Source organism: Alistipes intestinihominis (genome assembly GCF_040095975.1).
Classification (GTDB): domain Bacteria; phylum Bacteroidota; class Bacteroidia; order Bacteroidales; family Rikenellaceae; genus Alistipes; species Alistipes senegalensis.
In genome coordinates this window covers 1-25,608 of record NZ_JBBMFL010000006.1, presented here as the reverse complement: position 1 = coordinate 25,608, position 25,608 = coordinate 1, and the positions used below count along the sequence as shown (strand labels likewise).

Genomic DNA, 25,608 nt, shown 5'->3' with positions numbered 1-25,608 from the left:
TCAAAATCTCAGCGATTATGAAAATCATACGATATGTCGGTGCTGTGTTGCTGGCGGCTTTCGCGGGTCAGGGGTGTTCGCTTCTCGACACTACGCCGGACGGCCGCGAGACGCTCGACCAGATCTTCGCCGACCACGACAAGACGGCCGCTTACCTGAATACCTGTTACAGCAAACTTCCGACGAAGGGTACCTCCTATTATTGGGTCTGCAACGCTCCGACAGCGCTTTCGGACGAAGGCTACCTGGTTTCGGGAACGATCAACGACGCCATTCCCGCCAAGATGTACACGAGCGGCGGCACGGCCTCTTCGCATCCGGTACGCGACTACAGCGATGATGAGAACTATTACAGCGCTTACATGTTGCAGTTGCGGTATTGCACGACTTTCCTGCAATACATCGACAAGGCGGGTGTCAATTCCGAGAGCGAGCGTGCCCGCTGGCGCGCCGAGGCGCACGTGCTGCGCGCCTATTATATGCTGGAAATGCTCAAATGGTTCGGAGCTTTCGCCTATGAACCGAACGGCTATCCCGACGATTACGACTACTCGACGCTGAAAAAGCGTACCGTCTGGGAGCTCGCCGAACTGATCGACGCCGAGTGCACGGCCGCCATCGATACGAACGAACTGCCGTGGCGGATCGACAACCCCTCCGATGTCAAGCGTATGACCAAGGCGCTGGCATGGTGCATCAAGTCGAAGGCTTACCTGTTCGCCGCCAGCCCGGTACACAGCGAGGATTATTCCGCCGACCAGAAGGCGTCGCATTGGAAAACGGCTTTCCAGGTGAATCAGCAGGCCGTGGAGGCGCTCGAATCCAACGGTTATTCGCTCAAAACGTCTGTTTCCAATCCCCGGCTCTATACGGGCAAGGCGGCAGCCTACAAGGAGCTGTTCACGTCGATTTCGCTGACATCGGCCGATGACCGGGAGACGATCTACCAGGCCACCAGCCGGCAGAATTACATCGACCACAATTATATCGGCGCTCTGAACTGGCCTAACAATACGACCCGTGCCGGCGTCGTGCCGACTCAGGAGATGGTCGATGCCTATGAAGTGCTGAACGCCGACGGAACCGTGGCCGAACCGCTGCTGGACCTTGCCAATCCCTATACGGCCACCAAGACACCCAACTACAACCAGAAAGCGCTGGATCTGGGATATGATCCTGACGATCCCTATGCGGCTCCCCGCGATCCGCGCATGGAGGCTTGCATCATCCGCAATGGCGATAAGATTCTGTGGGGCGGGGAACTGCGTACCGTCGAAACCTTTGTCGGCGGCGAGAACGGGGTCAGCGACGACACCAGCGAGAACCGCTTTACGCGCACCGGTTACTATTACCGGAAATACATCGCGCCCGATGTCGATGCTACCGACAACAAGGTCGATGCGGCACCCTGGAAGTTCTTCCGGCTGGCGGAGATCAAGCTCAATCTGGCCGAAGCCGCCGCCGAGGCCGGGGAGCTGGACGTTGCCAAGGCGCAGGTGAACGACATCCGCAGCCGCGTGGGCATGCCGGCCCTGCCGGACGATCTGACGCAGGCGGAGATGATCTTGCGGGTAAGGCACGAACGTATGGTGGAGCTCTGCTACGAGGAGTGCCGCTATTTCGATGTCCGCCGCTGGGCCGAGGCTTTCGCCGGTTCGCAGCTCTACCAGCAGTATTTCAAGATTCCCTGCGAGAGGCTGACCGTCATGTGGATCACGAAGAATCCCGACGACACCTACACTTATGAGCGCCGGACAGACCTCCTGCGGAACGCCAGTACGCAGCCGCGCGACGTGCTGCTTCCGATCCCCGAAACCGAGGCGAACAACCTCTATTCGCTGACCAACAAGCGCTGGCAGAATTCCGGGTGGTAATTTTTAACAGGAAACGATTATGAGAATACAGATCAAACATACAGTATTATTGCTCGCGGCCCTCGTCGCCTTTCCGTGCGGCGTCCTGACGGCGCAGGAGATCCGGACTCCCGATGCCGGAGCCGTGAGCGCCAAAGGGGCCGTTACGGACGCTGCCGGCGAGCCGCTTTATCAGGTGGAGATCACCGATCCTGCCGGGAAAATACTCGGAACTACCGACCTGTACGGCCGTTTCGAACTGCGGACGGATGTTCCGAGCCTCTGTTTCCGTACGGCAGGCTACGGCAATGTTTCGCTGCCCGTGTCGCCCGATATGAAGGTGACGATGCGCACGGATGCGTCGTCCAAGGACGACTTGCTGGATTACGGTTACGGCGTGGTCCGCCGCCGCGGAACGCTCAGCGAAGCGGTTTCGGCCATTCGGGGCAGACAGCTCGAAGACGTGCCCAATGCAAGTCTCAGTCAGTTGCTCGAAGGGCAGATCCTGGGACTGGGAACGCTCGAATACTCTTCGGACCCGGGCAATGCGGGCGTATACAAATATGTCCGCGGAATCTCCTCGACCCAGGGCACGCAGCCGCTGTTCGTCGTGGACGGCATCGTCATGCAGGATTATAACATCGAATACCTGACGGCCGCCGAGATCGACAACATCGTGCTCCTGAAAGACGCTGCCGCCACGGCCATCTACGGTCTGAAAGGCGCCAACGGCGTGATTGTGATCAATACCAAATCGGGGCTTCCCGGCACCTTCGACGTGCGGGTCACGGCCGATTTCTCCTTGCAGCAGATCGCCCGCAAACCCGAGAAGACCTCTTCCTATGAGTACGCTTCGCTTCGTAATCAGGCGTGGGAGAACGATGGCTCGATGGGGGCTGCTCCCTTCTCCGCCGACCAGATGGCCCGGATCAGGTCGGGCAACGATCCGCTCTATCCCGACAACGATTATTATAATAATTTCGTGCGTAATTTCGGTACGATGGAGCGGCTGGGCGTCAGCCTCAGCGGTGGCAGTCAGCGCACGCGCGTCTGGTCGAACATCAACTTCATGAACCAGACTTCGCTTCTGAAGCAGGAGACCGACGAGTACGCGGCCGCTCCGCGCCGCTTTTGGGTGAACTTCCGTGCGAAGATCGACGTGGACATCTCCAAGCACGTCCGCGCCTTTGCCGGTGTTTCGGGCAATGTGCGCAACGACCGTCTGGCCGGGAACAGCTATACCAACGAAAGTATTTACGGTTCGATTTTCCAACAGCCCCCGACGATGATCGGCCCCACGACCGAGGACGGCCGCGTGACGACGATGGAGACCCTCTCCGTGCCGACATACGGCATCCTGAACCGTTCGGGATACACCAAATATACGGGTATGTACGCCTCGACGTATGCCGGCGTTACGGTCGATCTCGACTTCGTCACGCGCGGACTGAGCGTCACGGGCAAACTGGCCTTCCAGTCGAGCAACGATCGTTATAACTACATGACGCAGGATTTCAGCCGCTATTATTACGACTATACGAAAGGGGATTTCGTGCAGCTGGGTTCCAATCTGAACACCAATCTGACGGGCGGGGCCTCCGGCATGTTCCAGTATGCTATCAGCTACATCGCCCAGCTGGACTACAAACGCTCGTTCGGCAAACACGCTGCGGAGGCTCATCTCTATACGTATTTCACCAACGAGCAGCTGGATGACGTGAATGCCGATTACCCGGCCGTGGGATTCCCGCACGACGACCACAACACGGGCCTGAACCTTTCGTATGCCTACGACGACCGCTATGTGGTCGGCGCGACGTTCGGACTGACGGCTTCCGACGTTTTCTCCCGCAGCAACCGTTACACGTTCGTTCCGTCTTTCTCGGCGGCCTGGGTCGCTTCGAACGAGGCGTTCCTGCGCGATGTGAAGTGGCTGAGCCTGTTGAAAGTGCGCGCCTCCTACGGCGAAGTGGCTCTCGACGATTTCGAGGTGGGCAACTACCGCTACATGTACGAGGACTATATCAAGAAAAACGGTGATGTCCGTCTGCTGGGCAATCCCGATCTCGAACCCGAGATCCACAAGATCCAGAATTACGGCCTCGATCTGGGGCTTTGGAACAAGCTGAACCTGACGTTCGACTATTTCAGCCGCCGCACCGACAATATGCTTATCGAGGGCGGTGTCCGGATTCCGGCCTATCAGGGCATCTATGTCGCCAACTACCAGAAGGTCAACGAGGGCAAGATGAAGAATCGCGGTGTCGAGCTGGGCGTCTCCTATGCGACGGACCTCGGCCGGGGCTGGGGCATCCATGCCGGCGTGAACTACACCCATGCGAAAAACGAGGTGATCTATACGGGCGAGATGCCTTATCCCGGCGACGGCAGCGGATACAAGGGCTATGCCTGTTCCTACCGGGTGGACGGTTACCCGCTGGGCCAGCAGTTCGGTTATCTGGTCGATCGCAGCAACGGCAGCGGCTACATTTCGACCGACGAGGAGCTGGCGAAATATACGAAGATGTATTCCGGGATCGGAATACCGCGCAAGGGCGACCTTATTTACAAGGACGTGAATGGTGACGGCGCGATCAACGAGAAGGACCTGTCGCCCATTGGCAAGGGTACCCTCCCGACCGGTTTCACGACCATCCGTGCCGGTTTCAGCTGGAAAGGGCTCGAACTGGACCTGATGTTCCAGGGTGTGACGGGTTACTACGGTTCGGTCGCCTATCAGACGGAGCGCGACGCCAGCGGTGTTTACAACGACTTGCACAAGGCGGCCTGGACTCCCGAACGCTTTGCCGCGGGGCAGGAGATCAAGTATCCGGCCCTGAGCTACAATAGTGCTTCGACCAGCTCCGAGGACAGCGATTTCAACATCGTTGACCGTTCGTTCTGGCGGTTGAAAAATGCGTCGCTCTCCTATACGCTTCCGGCGCGCCTGATGCGCAATGCGGGCATCAAGCGGCTGAAGATCGTGTTGAGCGGGCAAAACCTTTTCACGGTGTCGGGCCTCGACTCGAAGGTGATCGACCCCGAAACGGGCAGTATGACCAAGCTGCCGCCGATGCGCGTGATCAACCTGGGCGTGAAACTCGATTTTTAATCCGATAACAGCGAATCGTTATGAAAAGAATGAAATATATCCTTTTATTGGCTCTTTCCGCAGCGGCGCTGCTCTTCGCGGGGGCCGGCTGCCAGAAGGAGATGGACAGCGAGCTCGACGACCGTGCCGGGGATATGCGCAGCATCTACGAGCTGCTGGCTCGTGCCTACGAACATCTGAAATCGTCGTTCTATGTCCCTGTCGAGACGGGTCCGGCGGCGGGATTCACCGCCGGGGGCTACATGATGGCAGCTTACTGCGACGAAGCGCAGGAGGTCACCCAGTCGTCGGCGGTTTACGACTGGTACCGGGGGCGTGTTTCCGCTACGGGCATGCCGTTGTGGTGGAACAACGAAAACTCGGGCACGGAACGCTGGTCGGGGCTGTTCAACTGTATTTTCAGTTGCAACGAAGCCCTGAAATACCTGGAAGACCCCAGCCTCGAAACCGACTATGAGAAGGCTCAGCAGGATCTGATGATCGCCCAGGCCTATGCCCTGCGCGCCTACTGTTATCTTCAGCTTATCAAACGCTGGGGCGGCGTTCCCGTTCTGCGCGAGTCGCTCGGCAAGGACCACGACTATTCGAAGGACAAGCGGGCCAGCTTCGCGCAATGCGTCGATTTCATCATCGAGTCGTGCGACAAGGCGCTTGCCGCGGACGAAGCCCTGCAATGGCGGCAGCGGTTGTTGAGCTATGGCCTTCCCGAACTGAGCCGCGCCGCCATTTGGACTGTCAAGTCGCAGGCCGCGCTCTATGCTGCCAGCCCGCTGTGGGCCGACGACTGTGCCGGGACTGAGAAATACACATGGGAACGCGCCGCCGAAATCACCAAGCAGGCGCTCGACCTCTGCACCGGTCACGGCCTTGCGCTTTTCGATGCCGCCACGGCCTTTCCGGACGAATCCGCGACCGGCCTGACACCTTACGACAAGTTCTTTCTTACGTCCTATCCCGGTTCGGGAGGCTGGGACACCGAGACGATCTATCAGCCCACCAATTACGGAGCTCAGAGGCAGAGCCTCGTATGGCAGTATGCAGGCATGCCGATCGATGACGGACAGGTGTCGGCCGGAGCCTGTCCCACGCAGGAGATGGTGGACGCCTACGAGGTCCTGAACGATGACGGTTCCGAATCCACGCCGCTGCTCGACCTGGCGAATCCCTACAATGCCGACGGCTCGCCGAACATTTCGCAGAAAGCCCGGGACTTCGGCTATGTGGACTGCTCGGACAAGATGTACCTGAACCGTGATCCGCGTTTCTATGCGACCATCTATTACGACGGTGTGACGGTGAAGCTCGAAAACAGCGAGTACGAGGTCGAGACCTTCGTCGGCGGCAACTGCGGCCTGTCGCTGTCGCCGTCCAGCCGGCGCAACACCTGCACGGGTTATTATCTGCGTAAGTTCAACAACGCCCAGTCGAGCACCAGCGGCGGCAACAAGGACGGTTATATCCGGATGTTCCGTCTGGCCGAACTCTACCTCAATTTCGCCGAGGCTGCCTACCGGGCCCACGGCGCCGACTGGCAGGCTCCGGCCACCGAGGTGCTGGAGATGGAGGAAGGGGATGACGGTGAAACGGTCGAGAAACTCAATACTTACGGAACGCCGATGAGTGCCCGTGAGGCGGTCAATGCCGTGCGAGCCCGTGTCGGGATGCCCGGAGTGGCCGACGACGGCGAGGCCTTTTGGCTGCGGCTGTGCAACGAGCGCCGTGTGGAGCTGGCTTTCGAGGAGCACCGCTTCTTCGACGTGCGCCGCTGGACGGCGCCCGGGGGAGATCTCTCGAAGACCGACCGGCGTGTGACGGGTATGCGCATCGAGGAGTCGAACGGGCAGAAGACCTACACCCGTTTCTCGTTCGACCGCCAGAGCTATACCTCCAAATTCCTCAAATACCCCGTCAGTCTGGACGAGGTGCGCAAGATGCTCAGTCTGACGGGCGAAAACTGGCAGAACGACGGATGGAACTGACATAACGACAATTATAATAAACCTTAACCAAAAAGCTATGATTATGAAAAGGAAACTGAGATTTCTTGCAATGGCTCTGATGGCCGGCGCAATGTTTACCGCCTGCGGCGGGGACGACGATGACAACGGCGGCGGAAATGGCGGCGGCGGGAACGAGGGACCCGGAACGATTCCCGGCGTGACCGTTGACAATATGCTGAGCGGATCGGTAAAGGCCGGTTTCGCCGGAGCGATTGAGATCCTGGGTTCGGGCTTCGATCCCGACCAGGACTGGGTTTACATCGGTTATAACGAGGGCGGTGAGATCAAATACGAGCGCATCACGACCGATCTGCTGACGATCAGGTCGAGCCGTATTTCGTTCGGCGTGCCTATCACGGCCGGCTACCTCGACAAGACTTTCAAGGTGTATCTCGACCGGGAAGCGACGAAGATGGAGCTGACGAAGGATCTGACCTTCACGATGCCGACCATTGCTGAGGGTTACATCCCCGATCCTTATTTCCGGGCTACGCTGATGTCAACCCACCCGCAGCAGGGGAATCCCGAAATCGCTCCGCTTTTCAATTCCTACGGACTGATCGACGTTGCCGGAGCCGCTGCGGTCGAGACGATCAATCTCTATGCGAGCGGCGTTACGTCGCTCGAAGGCATCGAGCTTTTCACGCATTGCGGCCGCATCATCGCCCACGAGACTTCCAGTCTGGTAAAGGCCGATTTTTCGAAGCTCAAAACGGACCAGTATCTGTTTGTCACGATGGAGCGTTCCGGAGCCATGGAGGAGGTGATTGCCGGCCCGACGATCTCCCGTCTGGACATTTACGACTGCTCCAAGCTGAAGACGGTGGATCTGCATCTCAACAAGTGGATGCACAATTTGCAGTGCTATGGCGACCCCGCTATCGAGACGTTCGACATTCGCCGCGAACATACCGGGACGTTCAAGGACAAGGAAAAAGAACCTCATGAGTATTGTGACGGCGATAACCAGTATACGGTTTTCGAGTCGGGCGCCGTCATGCAGCTTCCGGACAATGTTCACATTCTGGTCGATTACGCATTTATCACGGAGAAACGCCAGGCTGGCGATAATGGCAGCTTTAAGGGTGTCTACAACGCCTGGACGCGCGGTGCGACGATCGACGTTTATTCGTCGAAGGACATCAGCAAGAAGCTGGGTACCGTTCCGATGTACAAGGACGACAGTGGCGCGCTGACGCTGACGGGACCCAACGGGTGGGTTCCTTCGGAGACCGAGTGATTCCTTTTTCAAACCGGTGCGGCGACTCCCTGAAAGGGGGCCCGTACCGGTTTCGAATATGAACGGATAACAAAAACCAATCTAACAATTACTGAAATGAAATCAGCATTCAAATTTTTCGCGCTGTCCCTGTTGGCCGGGACGATGTTCGCCGCCTGCGGCGATGACGATTCGGATGGACCGGGAGAACCCGGGAAACCCGGGGGCCCCGAAATCCCGGTGGAAATTACCAGTGACGTGAAAGGTGCCGTAAAGGCCGGTATCGCCGATGCGATCGAGATTACGGGTTCGGGATTCGATTCCGAACAGGATTATGTTTACATCGGTTACGACAAAGACGGGGAAGCCGTCTATGAACGCATCCCGGCCGACGTGCTGACGATCAGGTCCTCCCGCATTTCGTTCGGTGTGAACGTCGGGGCCAACTACCTCGACAAGACGGTGAAGGTTTATCTCGACCGTCCGGGCTTCGACAGAATGGCGATCTCGGGCGACATCACTTTCACGCTTCCGAGCGTTGAAGAGGGGTATATCCCCGATGTGGCCCTGCGCAGCGTGCTGGCCGATGCGAACCGTAATCCGAATGTGGTGTTTTCTCCGCTCGGTCTGCTCGATGTCAACAACGCCGCGACGATGACGGATAACGGCAAGGGATATGCCCTCGACATCAGCGATTGCGCCGCCACTTCGCTCGAAGGCATCGAACTTTTCAAGAACGTTACCGGTTTGGTTCCGGCATGGGGCATGCCCAATATCAAGGAGATCGACCTTTCGAAATGGGAGGCCAAGGGCATCGAGTTTTTCTGCGAACGGGCGAACAGCCTCGAAAAATTCGTCGGCCCTCCCTATGCCTATCGTATCCGGACTTACGACAGTCCCAAACTGACCCATGTGGACGTACATAACTGCGATTGGCTCAGGTGGCTGGAGATCAGCAACTTCGAAACCGGCGGCGGGATCGACGCCCCCAATTCGGCCGTGACCTACCTCGACATCCGCCGCAACCAGTCCGGAACCTATGCGGATAAGCCGACGAAAGTCGGGGAGATGGCGATGGTCTGGAACAATGCTAATCAGGGTTTCAATGTGGCCGATAACGCTACGATTCTGATCGACTCGCACTTCCTCTACGAGCATACGTTGGAGGGTGCCTGGACGCCGATCTACAAGGCTTGGAAAGAGCGCGGCGCGACGATCAAGGTCTATTCGACGATCGATCCTCACCGCGACGAGTTGCTGGGCACCGTTCCTTCCGCCGAGGAGATGCCCGATGCGCTTGTCAATGCGAATAAGAACGGGGACGGTTCGCCCGCGAATAAATGGCAGGTGGACGATCCCTACACGGACAAAAACGAAGCTCCGGGCAACAAATAATCCGCAGCATTTATCTTAACGACTCTCGTACCGAAAGGTGCGGGAGTTTTTATGAAGCAAAAACGGGTGCATCCAGCGGATGCACCCGTTTAACGTTGTCGGGGGAATTCCCGGCGTCAGGCTTTCTTCGAATGGGCATTGATTGCGCCGATGAGGAAAACCAGATAGAGCCATACGACGCTCAGTGCGATGATGGCGACACCTTGCGACCCGAAGGCGTCGGTGATGACGCCCAGCACCGGGGGAATGACGGCGCCGCCCGCCACGCCGACGATCAGCAGGGCCGAAACCTCGTTTGCCCGCTCGGGAACGCGCTGCATCGAGATCGAGAAGATGATCGAGAAAAGGTTGGCGTAACCGATTCCGAATATGGCCACGCAAGCCAGTATGGCCCAGAGCCCGTGGAGGAAGATCATGCCTGCGAGACCTGCCAGTGCGACGAAGACGCTGGCCGTGAAGAATTTGCGTTCGGGGAGCTTCATCAGCAGAATACCTCCGAGGAATGCGCCTACCGTGCGTGCGAAGAAGTAGACGCTGTTGCCCATGCCGGCGTCCGTGAGCGGCAGGTTGCAACGCTCCATCAGCAGTTTGGGGAAGGTGATGCCCATGCCCACGTCAACGCCTACCAGGACGAGGATGCCGATGAAGAAGGCCACGATGTATTTGTCTTTGAGCAGCGAGAAGGTATGCCCGATCGAGATGTCGGCGCTGGCGACCTTTTGTTCGGCAATCGGGGTCAGCCACAGCCAGACGAGGGCCAGCAGCGAGATGGCAGCGTAGATCGGAAAGATCATCTTCCAGCCGAGGAAGCTGCCCGTCACGGCGGCCGCGATGATCGGGCCGAGGAACGAACTGACAGCTTTCACGAACTGTCCGAGGGTCAGCGTTCCGGTAAGTTTGTCTCCGGCGATGACGTTGGTCACCAACGGGTTGAGCGACACCTGCAACAGTGTGTTGCCGATGCCGATCAGGGCGAACGCGATCAGTACGGCGGTGAAGTCGTAGGCCGCGAGCGGGACGATCATCGCCGCTACGTGCAGGGCGAAGCTCAGCAGCACGGTCTTTTTGCGGCCGATGCGGTTCATCAGCATGCCCGTGGGGATCGAGAGCAGGAAGAACCAGAGGAAGCAGGAGAGCGAGATGAGGTTGACCATCGTGTCGTTCATGCCCGCAAAGTCGTTCTTGACGTAGCTCGTCGAGACGCCGACGATGTCCACGAAGCCCATGATGAAGAATCCGAACATCACGGGGAGGATCTTGCGCAGTGAAATTTCCTTGTTCATTTGTCTGTTTTTTGGGTGATTTGTATTGCGATTATTTACTTAATCGTTTAAGTTAAACGGGCAAAAAAAGGGGCTCATTGGTCCCTGAATTCCATCCGGCAGGGGAGCACCTTCGATTCGGGTACGTATTCGCCCGCTTCGGGATCGTTGGACTGGCGGATTTGGTTCAGGAGTATCCGCACGGCGTTGCTGCCGATCTCCTCGATCGGGAAATGGGCGATGTTCATCTTGGGAGCCAGTACGCGGAAGAGCGAGTCCTCGTGCATGCAGGCCAGCCCCCAGTTTCCGTCGTTGATGTCGATGCCGCGGTCGTAGAAATAGCGCAGGGCCTCGATGGCGAGGATGTGCGTGGTGAAGAAGAACGCATCCACGTCGGGCACGGCGCTGAAAATACGGTCCATCGTGCTGTAAATGTTCTCCTGATAGTTGACGTAGGTCACTTCGCCGTAGAGGTCGGGGTTGATGCGGATATGGGCGTCGGAAAGGGCGTTGGCGTATCCTTCGCGGCGCATGTCCATCGTCAGCAGGTGGGGGTTGGTGGTGATGATGGCGATCTTGCGGAAGCCCTTGTCGATCAGGTGTCGCACCAGCTTGTAGCTGCTCTCTTCGTTGTTGATGATGACGTAGTTGACGCGCATCTCGGGGAAATAGCGGTCGAACAGCAGCACGGGGTAGCGGCTCTCCACGAGGCGGCTGATTTCGCGTTTCGAGATTTTGGTGGGGGCGATGATCATGCCATCGACCTTTTTCGACCGGAAGAGGCGGATCATGGCATTCTCGCGTTCGATCTCGGAGTTCGAGCTGGCGATCATCAGCGAATAGCCCTCTTTTTCGGCTTCCGATTCGATCTGATGGGCGATGTGGGCGTAGAAACTGTCCGATATGGAGGGGAGGATCAGTCCGATGGTCTTCGAGATTCCGGTGTTGAGGCTCCGGGCCAGCAGGTTGGGTTCGTATGCGAGTTCCCGTGCGCAGGCGAAGACCCGGTTCTGAGTCTCCGCGCTGATTCCCTTTTTGTTGCCTTGCCCGGACAGCACCCACGAAACGGTCGTTTTCGACAGGTTCAGTTTTTCGGCTATGTCTTTGAGCGATACTCCCACGTCGGTTCAGAATAAATGAAAACGGATGTTCTTACAAAGATAAAATTTTTTCTGCATTTTACAAATAGAAAATAGTGAAAAAATCTTATCGCCGGCGGGTGCCCTGCCGTCGATTTTCGTGCCCCGGGGGTCGGTCCTTTCCGACCTGGGTGCGGAGTGTCAGAAATAACACTTTTAAGGTCATTAATCGAAAGTTCGGGCTCCGATAAATCGCTATATTTGTATAAATGCCCGAGGTTGGAAAAAAGCTGACTTTCTCGTTTCAGAAAGGCGGAATGAGAATGCGTTCCGCGACGTGTCCGGCGAAGTTCCGGCCGAGGGGCACTAAAAACGCCAAAAAACGATGACTGACCCGATGTCCCGGCTGCTGAAACTGGCCGTTCCGATCTTTTCCGTCTGCTTTTCCCTCTCCGTTTCCGCCGCCCGGCCCCAGCTGCCTCCGGCATGGGACGGATCGTCCGTTCGCTTCGATTCTCGCACCTATGGATATATGCCTCCCGTGCGCATCGTCGCGCAGGAGCAGGCCGACCTGATCTCGGGCGGCGACCTGCTGCTCGAAGCCGGCAACGGGCAGGCCGACTTGCAGAATGCCCGCATCTGCGTGCTCCGCAGCCGTGACGGCCGCCGTCCGGGGTTGTTGCTCGACTTCGGCCGCGAGTTGCAGGGCGGGCTGCGTATCGTGACCGGCATGCCTGCGGACAACAGGCCCGTGAGGGTCCGCATCCGCTTCGGCGAATCGGTCAGCGAGGCGATGTGCGACATCGACGGCGCGAACGGCGCTTCGAACGACCATGCCGTGCGCGATTTCACGCTCACGCTGCCGTGGCTCGGGGCCGTGGAGTGCGGCGATTCGGGTTTCCGCTTCGCGCGCATCGACTTGCTGGACGATGACCGCGAACTGCATCTCAAACAGGTCGAAGCCGTATTCCAATACCGCGACATACCTTATATAGGATCGTTCCGTTCGAGCGACGAACGCCTCGACCGCATCTGGGCGACCGGCGCCTATACCGTCCACCTCTGTATGCAGGAGTACCTGTGGGACGGCGTGAAGCGCGACCGGCTGGTCTGGGTCGGGGACCTGCATCCCGAGATTATGACTGTCAATTCGGTTTTCGGCTACAACGAGGTTGTGCCGCGCAGCCTCGACCTGGCCCGCGACACCACGCCGCTGCCGGGATGGATGAACGGCATCAGTTCCTATTCGTTGTGGTGGATCATCATCCACAGCGACTGGTATCGCTACCACGGCGATCGGGCCTACCTCGCTGAACAGCGTCCCTATCTGACGGCCCTGCTGCGACAGCTCTTCGAAAAGATCGGTCCCGACGGGCGCGAACGGCTCGACGGCACGCGCTTTCTCGACTGGCCGTCGAGCGGCGATGCCGCGAGCACGGCGGCGGGTCTTCAGTCGCTGACGATCCTGGCCCTCGACGCCGGGGCCGGGCTGTGCGAGGCGCTGGGCGACACCGCGCTGGCCGCCGAGTGCCGTGCCAAGGCCGCGCTGATGCGGAAATGTCCGATCGGGGAGGGCGGCGAGGCCAAGCAGGGGCGTTCGCTGATGGTGTTGGCCGGGCTCGCCGATCCGGTGGCGACCGACCGCGATTACATTTCGAAAGGCGGTTCGAACGGCTTTTCGACCTTCTATGGCTACTATATGCTCCGGGCGATGGCCGCCGCGGGCAATTACGAAGGGGCTTTGGAGCGCATCCGGGAGTACTGGGGCGCGATGCTCGACCTCGGGGCCACGACTTTCTGGGAGGATTTCGACATGGCGTGGCTCCCGGCGGCCCGCATCGACGAGCCGGTTCCGACCGGAATGCGCGATCTGCACCGCGAATGCGGGGCCTACTGCTATAAGGGCTTCCGCCACAGCCTGTGTCACGGCTGGGCGTCGGGACCGACGGCTTGGCTCACGGAGTACGTGTTGGGCGTCGAGGTCGTGGAGCCCGGCTGCCGCCGCCTGCGCATCGACCCTCATTTGGGCGACCTGGAATGGGTCGAAGGGACTTTCCCGACGCCTTACGGCGCGGTGAAGATCCGCCACGAAAAGGTCCCGGACGGAACGGTGAAAAGCCGCGTCGAGGCTCCGCGCGGCGTGAAAACGGAACTTGTGAAACACAACGGATAACCAACTTAAACAGATTCGATTATGCAACGTATCGTATTGAATGAAATCTCCTATTTCGGCGCCGGATGCCGTTCGATGATCGCCGACGAGGCGCGCCGCCGCGGCTACAAAAAAGCCTTCTTCGTGACGGATGCCGACCTCGTCCGCTTCGGCGTGGCCTCCAAGATCGAGGAGGTGTTCCGCGGAGCCGGCATTCCCTATGAAATTTTCACCGACGTGAAGGCCAATCCGACCATCGCCAACGTGCAGCACGGCGTAGCCGCCTTCGAGGCTTCGGGTGCCGACTTCATCGTGGCGCTGGGCGGCGGTTCGGTCATCGACACGGCCAAGGGCGTCGGCATCGTGACCAACAACCCCGAATTCGCCGACGTGAAGTCGCTCGAAGGGCCTGCCGACACACACCGCCGCGCCGTGCCGACCTTTGCGCTGCCGACCACCGCCGGAACCGCCGCCGAGGTGACGATCAACTACGTCATCATCGACGAGGAGGCCCGCAAGAAGATGGTCTGCGTCGATCCCAACGACATTCCGTCGGTGGCCATCGTCGATCCCGAACTGATGTATTCGATGCCCAAGGGGCTGACCGCCGCGACGGGCATGGACGCCCTGACCCACGCCATCGAGGGCTATATTACCAAAGGTGCGTGGACGATGTCCGACATGTTCGAACTGAAGGCCATCGAGCTGATCGCGCAACATCTCAAAGCCGCCGTCGATGACGGCAAGAACGCTGCGGCGCGCGAGGGGATGTCCGTGGCGCAGTACATCGCCGGCATGGGCTTCTCGAACGTGGGGCTCGGCATCGTGCATTCGATGGCGCACCCGCTGGGAGCTTTCTACGACACGCCCCACGGCGTCGCCAACGCCCTGCTGCTGCCCTATGTGATGGAGTACAACGCCGAGTCGGCCGCCGCTCCGAAATACCGCGACATCGCCCGTGCTATGGGTGTCGATACGGCCGGAATGAGCGTCGAAGAGGACGTCGCCGCTGCCGTGAAGGCTGTCCGCGACCTCTCGCTGAGCATCGGCATTCCCCAGCGGCTGCACGAGATCGGCGTGAAGGAGGCCGACATCCCGGCGCTCTCCGTGGCGGCTTTCAACGACGTTTGCACGGGCGGCAATCCGCGCGACACGTCGGTCGCCGAGATCGAGGCGCTTTACCGCAAAGCCTTTTAACCCGTAGGGCTTATGAAGAACATACGCTTGTGCGCCCTTGCGGCGTGCTCGATGCTTCTGGCGGCCTGCGACGGGCCGCAGGGCTTGGAGGAGGGATTTCACGATCCCTCCTCGGCCGGTATTCAGACATCGGTCTATTGGTATTGGATCTCGGGCAACGTCTCGAAGGATGGCGTTGTCGCCGACCTCGAGTCGATGAAGCGTATCGGTATCGACCGCGCTTTCATCGGCAATATCGGGCTTCCTGAAGCGGAGGGGACTCCCCGGGGCCCCGTGAAACTTTTCACCGAGGAGTGGTATGAGGTCATGCACACAGCCTTGAAGAAGGCTACGGAACTGGGGATCGACATTGGCGTGTTCAACTGCCCGGGCTGGAGCCAGGCGGGAGGACCGTGGATCGAACCCGAAGAGGCGATGCGCTGCCTGGCCACGGTTTCCGCCGAGGTCGAAGGCGGACGGGTGGTGGAGGTCGTGCTTCCGGCCCCTTCGCCCGACTTCACCGACGTGAGGACCGTTGCCGTGCCGCTTCCCGAAGGCGTGCTGAAACTCGACGCGTCATCGGCCCGTGTGAGCGGTTCCGCGGGCGCCGCAAAGGCGTTCGACGGCGATCCTGCGACGGCGCTGGAGTGTGTGCCGGGACGTGATGCGGTGGTGGAGGCGAAACCTGTTAAGGATTTTACACTCCGGTCGGTACGAATCTATCCGGCCCATATGCCTTTTGCCGCTGCCGCGGAGTTGCAGGCGGTAAAAGACGGTCGTACGACCGTACTGCGCCGCTTCGTCATCGACCGCACGAATCCCTCCCCGGAGGTGGGATTCGATCCCTACGCCCCCGTTACGATCGCCTGCGAGCCGACCGAAGCCGACGTTTTCCGGCTGGTGGTGAGCGGCGCTTCGGCGAACGGCGGTCTGGCCGAGGTGGAATTTTCGGCCCTGCCGCTCGTGGAACGTTATTCCGAAAAATCGCTGGCCAAGATGCACCAGACGCCGCTGCCTTACTGGGACGACTATATGTGGGATCGCCAGCCCGCCGCGAAGGATACGACGGCCGCCGTCGCACCTGAATCGGTCGTTGACATCAGCGATTGTCTCGCCGGTGACCGTCTTCGCTGGGAGGCTCCTGCCGGACGTTGGATGATCCTGCGCACGGGCATGGTGCCGACCGGGGTGATGAACGGTCCCGCCTTGGAGGACGGAGCAGGGTTGGAGGTGGACAAATGGAGCCCTGCGCATCTGGCGAAGCATTACGACGCTTTCGTCGGGGAGCTGTGCCGTCGCATTCCCGCCGCCGACCGCAAGTCGTGGAAAGTCATCGTGGCCGACAGTTACGAGAAGGGCGGCCAGAACTTCGGCGACGATTTTTTCGAGGCGTTCGAGGCCCGTTACGGCTACGACGCGCATCCCTACCTGCCCGTGTTCAGCGGCCTGACGATCGGCGACCGCGACCGTTCGGACCGTTTCCTGTGGGACTTGCGGCGGATGATGGCCGACCGGCTGTCGTACGACCATATCGGCGCCCTGCGGGAACTGGCTCACCGCGACGGTTTCACCACATGGCTCGAAAATTACGGACACTGGGGCTTCCCGGGCGAGTTTTTGCAGTACGGCGGCCAGTCGGACGAGGTGGCCGGGGAGTACTGGAGCGAGGGCGAGCTGGGCAATATCGAGAACCGTGCCGCATCCTCCTGCGCCCATATTTACGGCAAGAATAAGGTTTCGGCCGAATCGTTCACGGCGGCTTTTTCGCCCTATGCGCGCCATCCCTACCGGATGAAGCAGCGCGGCGACCGCTTCTTCTCGGAGGGCATCAACAACACGCTGTTGCATGTCTACATTTCGCAGGCGGCCGACGGCCCGAAACCCGGTATGAACGCCTTCTTCGGCAACGAGTTCAACCGCAACAACACGTGGTTCGACCAACTGGACCTCTTCATCACCTATCTCAAACGCTGTAACTTCATGCTCCAACAGGGGCTGAACGTGGCCGATGCGGCCTATTTCATCGGTGAGAACGTGCCGAAGATGACGGGCGTGTGCGACCCGGCGCTGCCGGCGGGCTACCAGTTCGATTACATCAACGCCGAGGTGCTGTGCCGTGACGCTACGGTGCGCGACGGCCTGCTGACGCTTCCCCACGGCACGCAATACCGCGTGCTGGTGCTGCCGCGGCAGGAGACGATGCGTCCCGAGGTGCTGGAGCGGGTGATGCAGCTCGTGCACGACGGTGCCGTGGTGCTGGGACCCGCCCCGATGCGCTCCCCGAGCCTTGCGGGTTATCCGGAGGCCGACGGCCGCGTGCAGGCGATGGCCGCCGAGCTGTGGGGACCCGAACAGGGGAAACACGTCAACCGTTTCGGCAAGGGCATGGTCTTCGACGGTTGTTCGATGGAGGAGGTTTTCGACGCGATCGGCCTTGTGCCCGACTTCGGGCATGACGCATCGCTGCCGCTGCTGTTCGGACACCGGACGACGGACGGCGCCGAGATCTATTTCGTGTCGAACCAGTCGGAGGAGCCGGTCGAATTCACGGCGTCGTTCCGTGTTGCGGACCGCCGTCCCGAGTGGTGGCAGCCCGTGACGGGAGCCGTGCGCGACCTTCCGGCCTGGTGTGCCGAGGGGGCTGTGACGGAGATTCCGATGCGTCTCGAACCGCTGGAAAGCGGCTTTGTGGTTTTCCGTAAACCGGCGGCGGAATCCGCTGCGGAATTCACGGTCGATGCGAATTTCCCGCGTCCGGAGCCGGTCGCCGCGGTGGACGGCGCCTGGCAGGTGCGCTTCGAAGCGCCCGACGGGGTAGGGAATTTCACCCTTGCAACCGATACGCTCGGCGACTGGTCGCAGAGCGCCGACGAGCGTCTGCGCGGATTCTCCGGTACGGCGACCTATTCGACGACCTTCGAAAAGCCCGCCGACGGTGGCGGCCGTATCCTGCTCGATCTGAACCGCGTCGGGGTGATGGCCAAAGTCCGCGTCAACGGCGCCGATGCCGGAGGTGTCTGGACGCCCCCGTACCGGGTGGACGTGACGGACCTGCTCCGCGAGGGCAGGAACGAACTCGAGATCGAAGTCGTCAACACATGGGTCAACCGTCTTGTCAGCGACAGCTGCCTGCCCGAGGCGGAACGCCGCACGTGGACGCCTTACAATCCCTATACGCCCGAATCCCCGTTGCAGGAGTCGGGGCTGATCGGTCCCGTGACGCTGCAACGGGTCGCGCTGTAAAACTCGTCTGCAAACGAAACTCCCGCACTCGTTCAAGAGTGCGGGAGTTTTCGTATCGCGGTGTCGTCCCTATTTCGAGATCAGGTTCTCCCGCTCGATGTCCTTGAAGTAACGGTAGGTGGCTACGCGCAACTCCTCGGCGGCCGGATCGTCGCACACGAGGATGCCGTTGGGATGCACTTGCAGCGCCGAGATGGTCCACTGATGGTTGTACGAGCCTTCGACGCCGTGGCGCACCGCGCGGGCTTTCTTGTGCCCCGTGGCGAGGATCAGCACCTTTTTGGCCGACAGCACCGTGCCCACGCCGACCGTCAGCGCGGTCTTCGGTACGAGGGTCGTGTCGCCGCCGAAGAAACGGGCGTTGACCTGGATCGTGTCCTGCGTCAGGGTCTTGATGCGCGTGCGCGAGTTGAGTGACGAGAAGGGCTCGTTGAAGGCGATGTGGCCGTCCTCGCCGACGCCGCCCATGAAGAGGTCGATGCCCCCGGCCTCGACGATGCGGGCTTCGTAGTCGGCGCACTCCTTCGTCAGGTCCTCGGCGTTGCCGTCGAGGATGTTGACGTTCTCGGGCTCGATGTCGATGTGCTTGAAGAAGTTGTTCCACATGAACGAATGGTAGCTTTCGGGATGCTCCTCGGGAAGCCCCACGTACTCGTCCATGTTGAACGTGATGACATTCCTGAACGACACCTCACCGGCCTTGTGGCGGCGGATCAGCTCCTTGTAGGTTTCCAGCGGGGTCGAACCCGTCGGGAGGCCCAGTACGAACGGCGACTTGGTCACCTGCTCCTTGGCCTTGATCTGCCGGATGATGTAGTCGGCGGCCCACTGGGCGACCTGCTGCGGCGTATTTTCGATGATTAAGCGCATGGTTGTAAACGGTTTGGGGTTAGAACATTTTTACGAAGACCTCGATGGCTTGATACTCGGCCATGCCGAGCCGGTCGTAGAGCTGCGCGGTGTTCTGCGTGCGCTCTTCGGCCCGCTGCCAGAACTCGCGGGGGTCGCTGCCCGGGAAGGGCATGATGTCCTTCTGCGAGAGGTGGCGGTAGATGGCGTGGCGTTTCATGATCAGCTCGTCGGGCGACAGGGGCACGGCCATGTCCACCATGCCGAGGTCCCACTCCATCCATGCGCCGCGGTAGAGCCACAGATGGCACTCTTTCAGCCATTCGTCGTCCTTCACGACTTCCAGCGCGCCCAACACGGCCTCCATGCAGGTGCGGTGCGTGCCGTGGGGGTCGGCCAGGTCGCCGGCGGCGTAGATCTGGTGGGGCTTGATCTCGCGCAGCAGCTTGACGATGATGTCGATGTCCTTCTCCGTGAGCAGTCCCTTCTTGATGCCGCCCGTCTCGTAGAACGGCAGGTTGAGGAAGTGGGCGTTGGTGTCGGGGTTCAGACCGAACGAGCGCACGGCGGCGCGCGCTTCGGCGCGGCGGATGGCGCCCTTCAGATCGAGCAGCGCACGCGGTTCGGGTTCGCCTTTCTTCTTGGTGGCGATGACCTTCTCGACCTCGGTGTAGTGGTTGCCGAAGCCCAGTTCGCGGGCGGTGTCGATATTTTGCAGCACAACGTCGTCATGCACGGCCACGTTGCCCGAGGTCTCGTAGGCGACGTGGACGTCGTGGCCCTGCTGGACGAGGCGGATGAACGTACCGCCCATCGAGATCACGTCGTCGTCGGGGTGGGGCGAGAAGATCACCACCCGCTTGGGGAACGGCGTCGAGGGGACGGGGCGCGTCGAGTCGTCGGCATTGGGCTTGCCGCCCGGCCATCCCGAGATGGTGTGCTGGAGGTCGTTGAAAACGTCGATGTTGATCTGGTCGAAGGTGCGGCCCTGTTCGAGCAGCTCGCCCAGCGAGTTTTCGATGTAGTCCTTGTAGGTGAGTTTCAGAATCGGCTTCTGAACCACGCCGCAGAGCCATACCACGGCCTTGCGGACGAATTTCGGCGTCCAGTCGCAGGGACCCACCAGCCACGGCGTCTGCTCGCGGGTGAGGAGCTGTGCGGCGTTCTCGTCGATTACCACCTCGATATTCGAGTGCGCTTGCAGGTACGAGGCGGGAACCTGTCCCGTGATCTCGCCCTCGACGACCCTCTGCACGATGTGGGCCTTCTCCTCGCCCCAGGCCATCAGGATGATGCGGTCGGCGCGCATGATCGTGTCGATGCCCATCGTGATCGCCATCTTGGGGGTGTTCTCCAGCCCGAAGAAGGCTCCCGACTGGATCTTGCGGGTGTTGTAGGTGAGCTGCACCAGCCGCGTGCGCGAACGCGAGTAGGAGCCCGGTTCGTTGAAGCCGATCTGTCCGTCCTCGCCCACGCCGATGATCATCAGGTCGATGCGGCGCACCGAATGGTCGTACGACGCGCAGTACTCCGAAACCTTGTCCTCGGGCATCGTGCCGTCGGGAATGTGCACGTTCTCGGGCAGGATGTCGATGTGGTTGAGGAACTCCTCGTGGATGCGGTAGTTGCGGCTCTGCTGTTCGGTCGATTTGATCGGGTAGAACTCGTCGAGGCTGTACACCGCGACGTTGCGGAAACTGATCTGTCCCTCCTCGTGGCGCTTCACCAGTTCGCGGTAGAGACCCAGCGGGGTGCGCCCCGTCGTGAGACCCAGCACGAACGGCTGCGACTCTTCGTAGACCTCGTTCGAGCAGTGGAGTTCGTTGTACGTGCGGATCGCCTTGACGATGTTGTCGGCGACGTACTGCACGCCTTCGTATTCGTTCTCATAGACCCGTGTGAGAATTTTCTCGTAGCGGTGGATGATGTCGCGGGGAACCGATTCGGCGATCAGCCCTCCGTCTTTGGGCAGGGAATACTTGTTGTTCATGGTTTGATATTGTTTAGTCTTTGCTACTTTTCAAACGTCACCGCTTCGAAAAACTCGGGGCGGTGGAAGTCGGGGTTCTCCGTCCGTATGGGCCTCCACGACAGGAAGTGGGGGTGCGAGAGCTTGTCGCCGCACTTGTAGAGGTTCATCCGGGCTTCGAGACCGCTCCAGTCCGTCAACGCATGGCGGAAAAGCGCCTGCGGGGGGATGGCCAGCGTCAGCGACCAGCGGTTGTCGCCCTCGCGCTCGGCGAACGGTTCGCCGAAGGGGTACGTGGTGAAGCGCTTCACACTCGCCAGCACCTCCGCCGGGGCGGGCTGCACGTCCTCGGTCCGCGACTTGCGTCCCGAGAGGAGCATCCGGCCGATGCAGGTGGTCTCGAAATTGTAATACAATCCGCCGCCGGGGGCGATGAAGAACTCCACGCACGAATCGGTCCACACTTGTCCGTTGTCCTCGGTGACCAGCGCCGCCGTGTAGCTCTCCGCCACGTCGAAGCGCAGCATTAGCAGGTCGCCCGTGTGGAACATGCGGAACGACACCTCCGGGGCATACGGAAATTCCGCGGGCCAGTTGCAACATGCGACGGGCTGCGGTTCTATCTCCGCGAAAGCCCGCTCCACGGCTGCCCGGTCGTCGGGCGAAACGCCTGCGATTTTGCGAATTTTCATGGTTTATCTGTATTTGGCCACCGTCTCCCGTACGATCTCACACATCGTGCCGTACTGCTTCTCCATGCTGCGGAGCAGTTCGTATTGGGCGTGCGTGCGCACGAGGTTGTGTCCGGGGTATTTGATCTTATAATAGGTGTCGCCGTCGATGTAGTCCATCAGGAAGCGCAGGACCTGTTCGTAGGTGATATAGCGCGCCGAGAACGCCAGGTTGTCGATCTCCGGCGCGGTCAGCTGTTTCGCCCGCTGCGAGAGATAGCCCTCGGTGTATGCGCGGAACATGTCGAGCGACATGCCCACGCGCGAAAGATCGCGGTCGTCCTCCTCGCCCGTGTTGGCGTAGGAGCGGATGGCGTCGCCGAAGTCGTTCAGCGACGTGGAGTTCATCACCGTGTCGAGGTCGATGGCGCACAGCACCCCGCCCTTCTTGTCGAAGAGGATGTTGTTGATCTTCGTATCGTTGTGCGTCACCCGCGTGGGGATCGTGCCGTCCTCGACCTTCGACCAGAACCCGAGCATCTCGCCGCGCCGCGACTCGATCCAGCCGATCTCCTCCGTCAGATCCTTCACGCGCCCTGCGGCGTCGCGGCATAGGGCCTCGTCCCACTGCACGAAACGGTGGCGGATGTTGTGAAAACCTTTGATCGTCTCAGCCAGCGGCTCGGTGAAGTCCGCCAGCTGGGCCTGGAACTTGCCGATGCCCTCGCCGCCCTTGCGGGCCAGCTCCGGGGAGTCCGCCTTGTTGTAGGCAGTCGTGTCGCCGATGAAGACCGATACGGCCCAGTAGTCGCCCTGCGAATCCACGAAATAGTATTTGCCGTCGTGGGTCGGGACGATCGTCATCACTTCGCGCCGGGGATCGCCTCCCTCGGCCACGACGCCGCGGCGGATGTGATCCGTGACCTTGCGGATGTTCTCCATCATGGCCGGAACGTCGGGGAAGATGTTCTTATTCTTCCGCTGGAGGATGTAGTCCGGCGCGCCGTCTTCCGTGCGGATGATGAAGGTGTCGTTGATAAAACCCTCGCCCAGCGAGTCGATTGCCGTGACAGCGCCCTCCAGGACGAACTGAGACGCGATTTTCTGTAATTCTGCCTGCATACGGTGGTTTGGATGGTTAGGTTCTGGTTGCAACCCCCAAAGTTACTGAAAAGAACGCAGATTTGCAACCCGCGGCCGCGAAAAAGCTTGCGCTTTCCGAAGAAAGGCAGGCTTTCGGGGATTGTGTTATTTGATCGTGCCGAATTCCGGATGCGGGTCATGCGATCCAGCTCGTCAGCAGTTTCATCGCGCCGTCGGGCGTGAACGCGAGCGACCGGGCCGAAGCGGGGATCAGCACCGTCTCGCCCTGATGTACGGGAAGCGTTTCGCCGTTGTCGTCGGCGATCGTGCCGCGGCCCTCGATGCAGATGGCCACGACGAACGAGTCGAGGTCGGCGAGCTCCAGCGTCTCGGGGGCGGTCAGGTCCAACAGTGACGTGGTGAAATAAGGGCACGAAACCAGCTCCACGCGGCTGTTCTGTGCCGGGGTGTAGTGCGTCCGGTAGTCGGGCAGCACGGTGTAGTCGATGGCCTCCTTCGCCAGTTCGGTGTGCAGTTCGCGGGTGTTGCCGTCGGCATCGCGGCGGTTGAAGTCGTAGATGCGGTAGGTGATGTTCGAAGTCTGCTGGATCTCGGCGATGAAGGCTCCGGCGCCGATCGAATGCACGCGGCCCGCCGGCAGGAAGAAAACGTCGCCCGGATGGATCTGGTAGTCGGCGAGGATGTCGGTGATGGTGTTGTCGGCCACGCTGGCGGCGTATTCGGCGGGCGTCACCTGCTTCGAGAATCCCGAGCGGAGGTGCGCCCCCTTGTCGGCGGCCACGACGTACCACATCTCGGTTTTGCCCTTGGACTGGTGGCGCTCCCAGGCCAGTTCGTCGTTGGGGTGAACCTGGATCGAGAGGTCCTGCCGGGCGTCGATGAACTTGATGAGCAGCGGGAACTCCTCGCCGAAGCGTTCGAAATTCTTCGCGCCCAGCAATCCGGCTCCGTGGCGGGCGATCAGTTCGGGCAGCGGGGTTCCGGCCTCGGGGCCTTCGGCGACGACGGATTCGTTGCCTTTTACGCCCGAGAGCTCCCAGCTCTCGCCGACCTGCTGCTGCGAGGTCTCGATCTGTTTGTAAGGGGCTATCTTGTCGCCGCCCCAGATCAGCGATTTCAGAATCGGTTGAAACTTATACATGTTGTCCTATATTTTATAACGTTCGTTCGTATCAGCCGGCTGTATTCGCCGCCTCTGGCATCGTTTACAAGTCTGACCCTCCCCTAATCCCCCCCCCTCCTCGGAGGGGACTTGGATAACGGCTGATTCCGTTGGTTCCGGTTCAGTTCGGGGCCGGCTGTTTATGCGTTTTGTGCGTCCAGCTGGCTCAGGGCGAAGGCGTACGCTCCGACCGAGATGGCCTGGCTGGCGCCGAGCTTCGAAATTGTGACGCCGATGCGTTTCTGCGGGTCGTAGGCCACATAGCGGTCCGTGCCGTAGACCTTCAGGGGCTGCATGCTGCCTTTGGCGAACTCCCGGAACTCCGCGTCGTCGTCCAGGTCATAGACCTTCATCTGCACGCGGTTCAGTTCGTCGCCCGAGAGGGTGTGCATCTTCGAGCGGAGTTCTTTCAGCAGGCTCGGCATGATCCATTTGCGGGCTGCGGTGATGCCGCCGCCGATGACGATCAGTCCGTCTATCAGCGTCACGGCCGTGGCCATGGCGTCGCCGGCGATCTCGCCCATCTCGGCGAAAGCCTGCCGGGCCGCCTCGACGTTGCCCGGGCGTTTGCCGTCGGCGATGTCGCAGATGTCCTTGGGTTCCAGTCCGTGATTCGGATCGCCCGACAGCTCGCCGTAGACGCGCTTCACGGCGCGCACGGCCACGCCCTCCTCGACGATGATCTCCGGCATCTTCTTGTGGCGCAGGCAGAAGGTTTCGACGCACGAGTTGTCGCCGCGGTTGAGGCGGTTATCGACCACGATACCCACGCCGAAGCCCGTGCCGAAGGTGTAGCCCACCAGATTCTTGTAGCGTTTGGGGCTGTTCAGCGCTTCGAGCCGGGCGTTGACCTGAGGCAGGGCTCCGCCCAGCGCCTCGCCGTAGGCGAACAGGTCGCCGTCGTTGTTGATGAAGACCGGGATGCCGAACGTCGCTTCGAGGAACGGACCCAGCGCCACGCCGTCGCGGAACGATGGGAAGTTGGGCAGATAGCCCCCGATGATGCCGTTGGGGTAGTCGGCCGGTCCGGGGAATGCGAACGAGATGGCCACGGGTTTTTCCGAAAGACGGCTGATGACGGCCCGGAACCCTTCGACCATCGTCGCAAGGCATTTGTCGAGGTCTTCGGCATGCGAAGGCAGGGTGATGGGCTCCACGATGAATCGGTTGGCCTGCATGGCTCCGAACACGAGGTTCGTGCCGCCGGCGTCGAGGGTGATCACCACCCGGTTGTCATGGCTGTACATATTGAGCAGTTTGGTTTGGATGTCGGTGTTTCAATTTACAAATATACGAAGAAAATCGGATAAAGCGGGGGAACGGGGCGTAATAATGTAAGTTGTTGAAATGCAGAATCGCAAT

At 60.3% G+C, this 25,608-nt stretch carries 16 protein-coding genes; 8 read left to right on the top strand and 8 right to left on the bottom strand.

The genetic code is table 11. The features are described from left to right. The first annotated feature begins 17 nt into the window (after positions 1-17). The 5 genes from WMO46_RS06700 to WMO46_RS06680 all read left to right on the top strand — a co-directional run bounded on the left by WMO46_RS06700 (position 18) and on the right by WMO46_RS06680 (position 9,579). The gene (locus WMO46_RS06700; RefSeq protein WP_026076342.1) at positions 18-1,874 is read left to right on the top strand and encodes a RagB/SusD family nutrient uptake outer membrane protein; all 1,857 of its coding nucleotides are present in this window, start codon (positions 18-20) and stop codon (positions 1,872-1,874) included. Between the two features lie 19 nt (positions 1,875-1,893). After that, on the top strand, positions 1,894-4,965 hold the full coding sequence (locus WMO46_RS06695; protein ID WP_349094042.1) for a SusC/RagA family TonB-linked outer membrane protein: 3,072 nt from the start codon (positions 1,894-1,896) through the stop codon (positions 4,963-4,965). 20 nt (positions 4,966-4,985) lie between these two features. After that, positions 4,986-6,944: a RagB/SusD family nutrient uptake outer membrane protein gene (locus WMO46_RS06690; protein WP_302986507.1), complete on the top strand. Its 1,959-nt coding sequence runs from the start codon at positions 4,986-4,988 to the stop codon at positions 6,942-6,944. A 43-nt stretch (positions 6,945-6,987) separates the two neighbouring features. Beyond that, the gene (locus WMO46_RS06685; RefSeq protein ID WP_227901053.1) at positions 6,988-8,205 is read left to right on the top strand and encodes a hypothetical protein; all 1,218 of its coding nucleotides are present in this window, start codon (positions 6,988-6,990) and stop codon (positions 8,203-8,205) included. Between the two features lie 96 nt (positions 8,206-8,301). Further along, positions 8,302-9,579 (top strand): hypothetical protein, encoded by a 1,278-nt coding sequence (locus tag WMO46_RS06680; protein ID WP_242493086.1) that lies wholly within the window; start codon positions 8,302-8,304, stop codon positions 9,577-9,579. 116 nt (positions 9,580-9,695) lie between these two features. Here WMO46_RS06680 and WMO46_RS06675 read toward each other — a convergent pair whose 3' ends face one another. Both WMO46_RS06675 and WMO46_RS06670 read right to left on the bottom strand, forming a co-directional pair. Further along, a complete protein-coding gene (locus WMO46_RS06675) occupies positions 9,696-10,862 on the bottom strand; it encodes an MFS transporter (protein WP_349094041.1) in 1,167 nt (388 codons plus the stop codon). A 74-nt stretch (positions 10,863-10,936) separates the two neighbouring features. Continuing rightward, a complete protein-coding gene (locus tag WMO46_RS06670; protein ID WP_129650442.1) occupies positions 10,937-11,962 on the bottom strand; it encodes a LacI family DNA-binding transcriptional regulator in 1,026 nt (341 codons plus the stop codon). A gap of 355 nt (positions 11,963-12,317) precedes the next feature. On the opposite strand from WMO46_RS06670, the gene WMO46_RS06665 reads away from it, so the two are divergent. Genes WMO46_RS06665 through WMO46_RS06655 form a run of 3 tightly spaced genes read left to right on the top strand, consistent with a single transcriptional unit; the run spans position 12,318 to position 18,491 of the window. Further along, positions 12,318-14,093 (top strand): alpha-L-rhamnosidase-related protein, encoded by a 1,776-nt coding sequence (locus WMO46_RS06665; protein WP_349094106.1) that lies wholly within the window; start codon positions 12,318-12,320, stop codon positions 14,091-14,093. 21 nt (positions 14,094-14,114) lie between these two features. After that, a complete protein-coding gene (fucO, locus tag WMO46_RS06660; RefSeq protein ID WP_129650441.1) occupies positions 14,115-15,269 on the top strand; it encodes a lactaldehyde reductase in 1,155 nt (384 codons plus the stop codon). A gap of 12 nt (positions 15,270-15,281) precedes the next feature. Then, positions 15,282-18,491, top strand: coding sequence for a glycosyl hydrolase (locus tag WMO46_RS06655; RefSeq protein ID WP_129650440.1), 3,210 nt, complete (start codon positions 15,282-15,284; stop codon positions 18,489-18,491). A gap of 69 nt (positions 18,492-18,560) precedes the next feature. Here WMO46_RS06655 and nagB read toward each other — a convergent pair whose 3' ends face one another. From nagB to WMO46_RS06625, 6 genes are all read right to left on the bottom strand, one after another. Continuing rightward, the gene (gene nagB / locus WMO46_RS06650) at positions 18,561-19,361 is read right to left on the bottom strand and encodes a glucosamine-6-phosphate deaminase (protein WP_195497929.1); all 801 of its coding nucleotides are present in this window, start codon (positions 19,359-19,361) and stop codon (positions 18,561-18,563) included. Positions 19,362-19,380: 19 nt separating this feature from the next. Beyond that, positions 19,381-21,330, bottom strand: coding sequence for a 6-phosphogluconolactonase (locus WMO46_RS06645; RefSeq protein ID WP_019149852.1), 1,950 nt, complete (start codon positions 21,328-21,330; stop codon positions 19,381-19,383). A 23-nt stretch (positions 21,331-21,353) separates the two neighbouring features. Continuing rightward, on the bottom strand, positions 21,354-22,001 hold the full coding sequence (locus WMO46_RS06640; protein ID WP_278819565.1) for a carbohydrate-binding family 9-like protein: 648 nt from the start codon (positions 21,999-22,001) through the stop codon (positions 21,354-21,356). A gap of 3 nt (positions 22,002-22,004) precedes the next feature. Beyond that, positions 22,005-23,102: a phosphotransferase enzyme family protein gene (locus WMO46_RS06635; RefSeq protein WP_278963341.1), complete on the bottom strand. Its 1,098-nt coding sequence runs from the start codon at positions 23,100-23,102 to the stop codon at positions 22,005-22,007. Between the two features lie 157 nt (positions 23,103-23,259). Next, positions 23,260-24,225: a type I phosphomannose isomerase catalytic subunit gene (locus WMO46_RS06630; RefSeq protein ID WP_349094040.1), complete on the bottom strand. Its 966-nt coding sequence runs from the start codon at positions 24,223-24,225 to the stop codon at positions 23,260-23,262. Positions 24,226-24,386: 161 nt separating this feature from the next. Continuing rightward, complete coding sequence (locus WMO46_RS06625; RefSeq protein WP_019149856.1) at positions 24,387-25,493, bottom strand: ROK family protein; 1,107 nt, start codon at positions 25,491-25,493, stop codon at positions 24,387-24,389. Positions 25,494-25,608 lie beyond the last annotated feature (115 nt).

Bases quoted from the DNA above. Each gene is read 5' to 3' on its own strand.
- WMO46_RS06645 (WP_019149852.1), bottom strand. From the start codon at position 21,330: ATGAACAACAAGTATTCCCTGCCCAAAGACGGAGGGCTGATCGCCGAA.
- fucO (WP_129650441.1), top strand. From the start codon at position 14,115: ATGCAACGTATCGTATTGAATGAAATCTCCTATTTCGGCGCCGGATGC.
- WMO46_RS06680 (WP_242493086.1), top strand. From the start codon at position 8,302: ATGAAATCAGCATTCAAATTTTTCGCGCTGTCCCTGTTGGCCGGGACG.
- WMO46_RS06690 (WP_302986507.1), top strand. From the start codon at position 4,986: ATGAAAAGAATGAAATATATCCTTTTATTGGCTCTTTCCGCAGCGGCG.
- WMO46_RS06625 (WP_019149856.1), bottom strand. From the start codon at position 25,493: ATGTACAGCCATGACAACCGGGTGGTGATCACCCTCGACGCCGGCGGC.
- WMO46_RS06700 (WP_026076342.1), top strand. From the start codon at position 18: ATGAAAATCATACGATATGTCGGTGCTGTGTTGCTGGCGGCTTTCGCG.
- WMO46_RS06655 (WP_129650440.1), top strand. From the start codon at position 15,282: ATGAAGAACATACGCTTGTGCGCCCTTGCGGCGTGCTCGATGCTTCTG.
- WMO46_RS06665 (WP_349094106.1), top strand. From the start codon at position 12,318: ATGTCCCGGCTGCTGAAACTGGCCGTTCCGATCTTTTCCGTCTGCTTT.
- nagB (WP_195497929.1), bottom strand. From the start codon at position 19,361: ATGCGCTTAATCATCGAAAATACGCCGCAGCAGGTCGCCCAGTGGGCC.
- WMO46_RS06685 (WP_227901053.1), top strand. From the start codon at position 6,988: ATGAAAAGGAAACTGAGATTTCTTGCAATGGCTCTGATGGCCGGCGCA.
- WMO46_RS06640 (WP_278819565.1), bottom strand. From the start codon at position 22,001: ATGAAAATTCGCAAAATCGCAGGCGTTTCGCCCGACGACCGGGCAGCC.
- WMO46_RS06695 (WP_349094042.1), top strand. From the start codon at position 1,894: ATGAGAATACAGATCAAACATACAGTATTATTGCTCGCGGCCCTCGTC.
- WMO46_RS06635 (WP_278963341.1), bottom strand. From the start codon at position 23,102: ATGCAGGCAGAATTACAGAAAATCGCGTCTCAGTTCGTCCTGGAGGGC.
- WMO46_RS06675 (WP_349094041.1), bottom strand. From the start codon at position 10,862: ATGAACAAGGAAATTTCACTGCGCAAGATCCTCCCCGTGATGTTCGGA.
- WMO46_RS06630 (WP_349094040.1), bottom strand. From the start codon at position 24,225: ATGTATAAGTTTCAACCGATTCTGAAATCGCTGATCTGGGGCGGCGAC.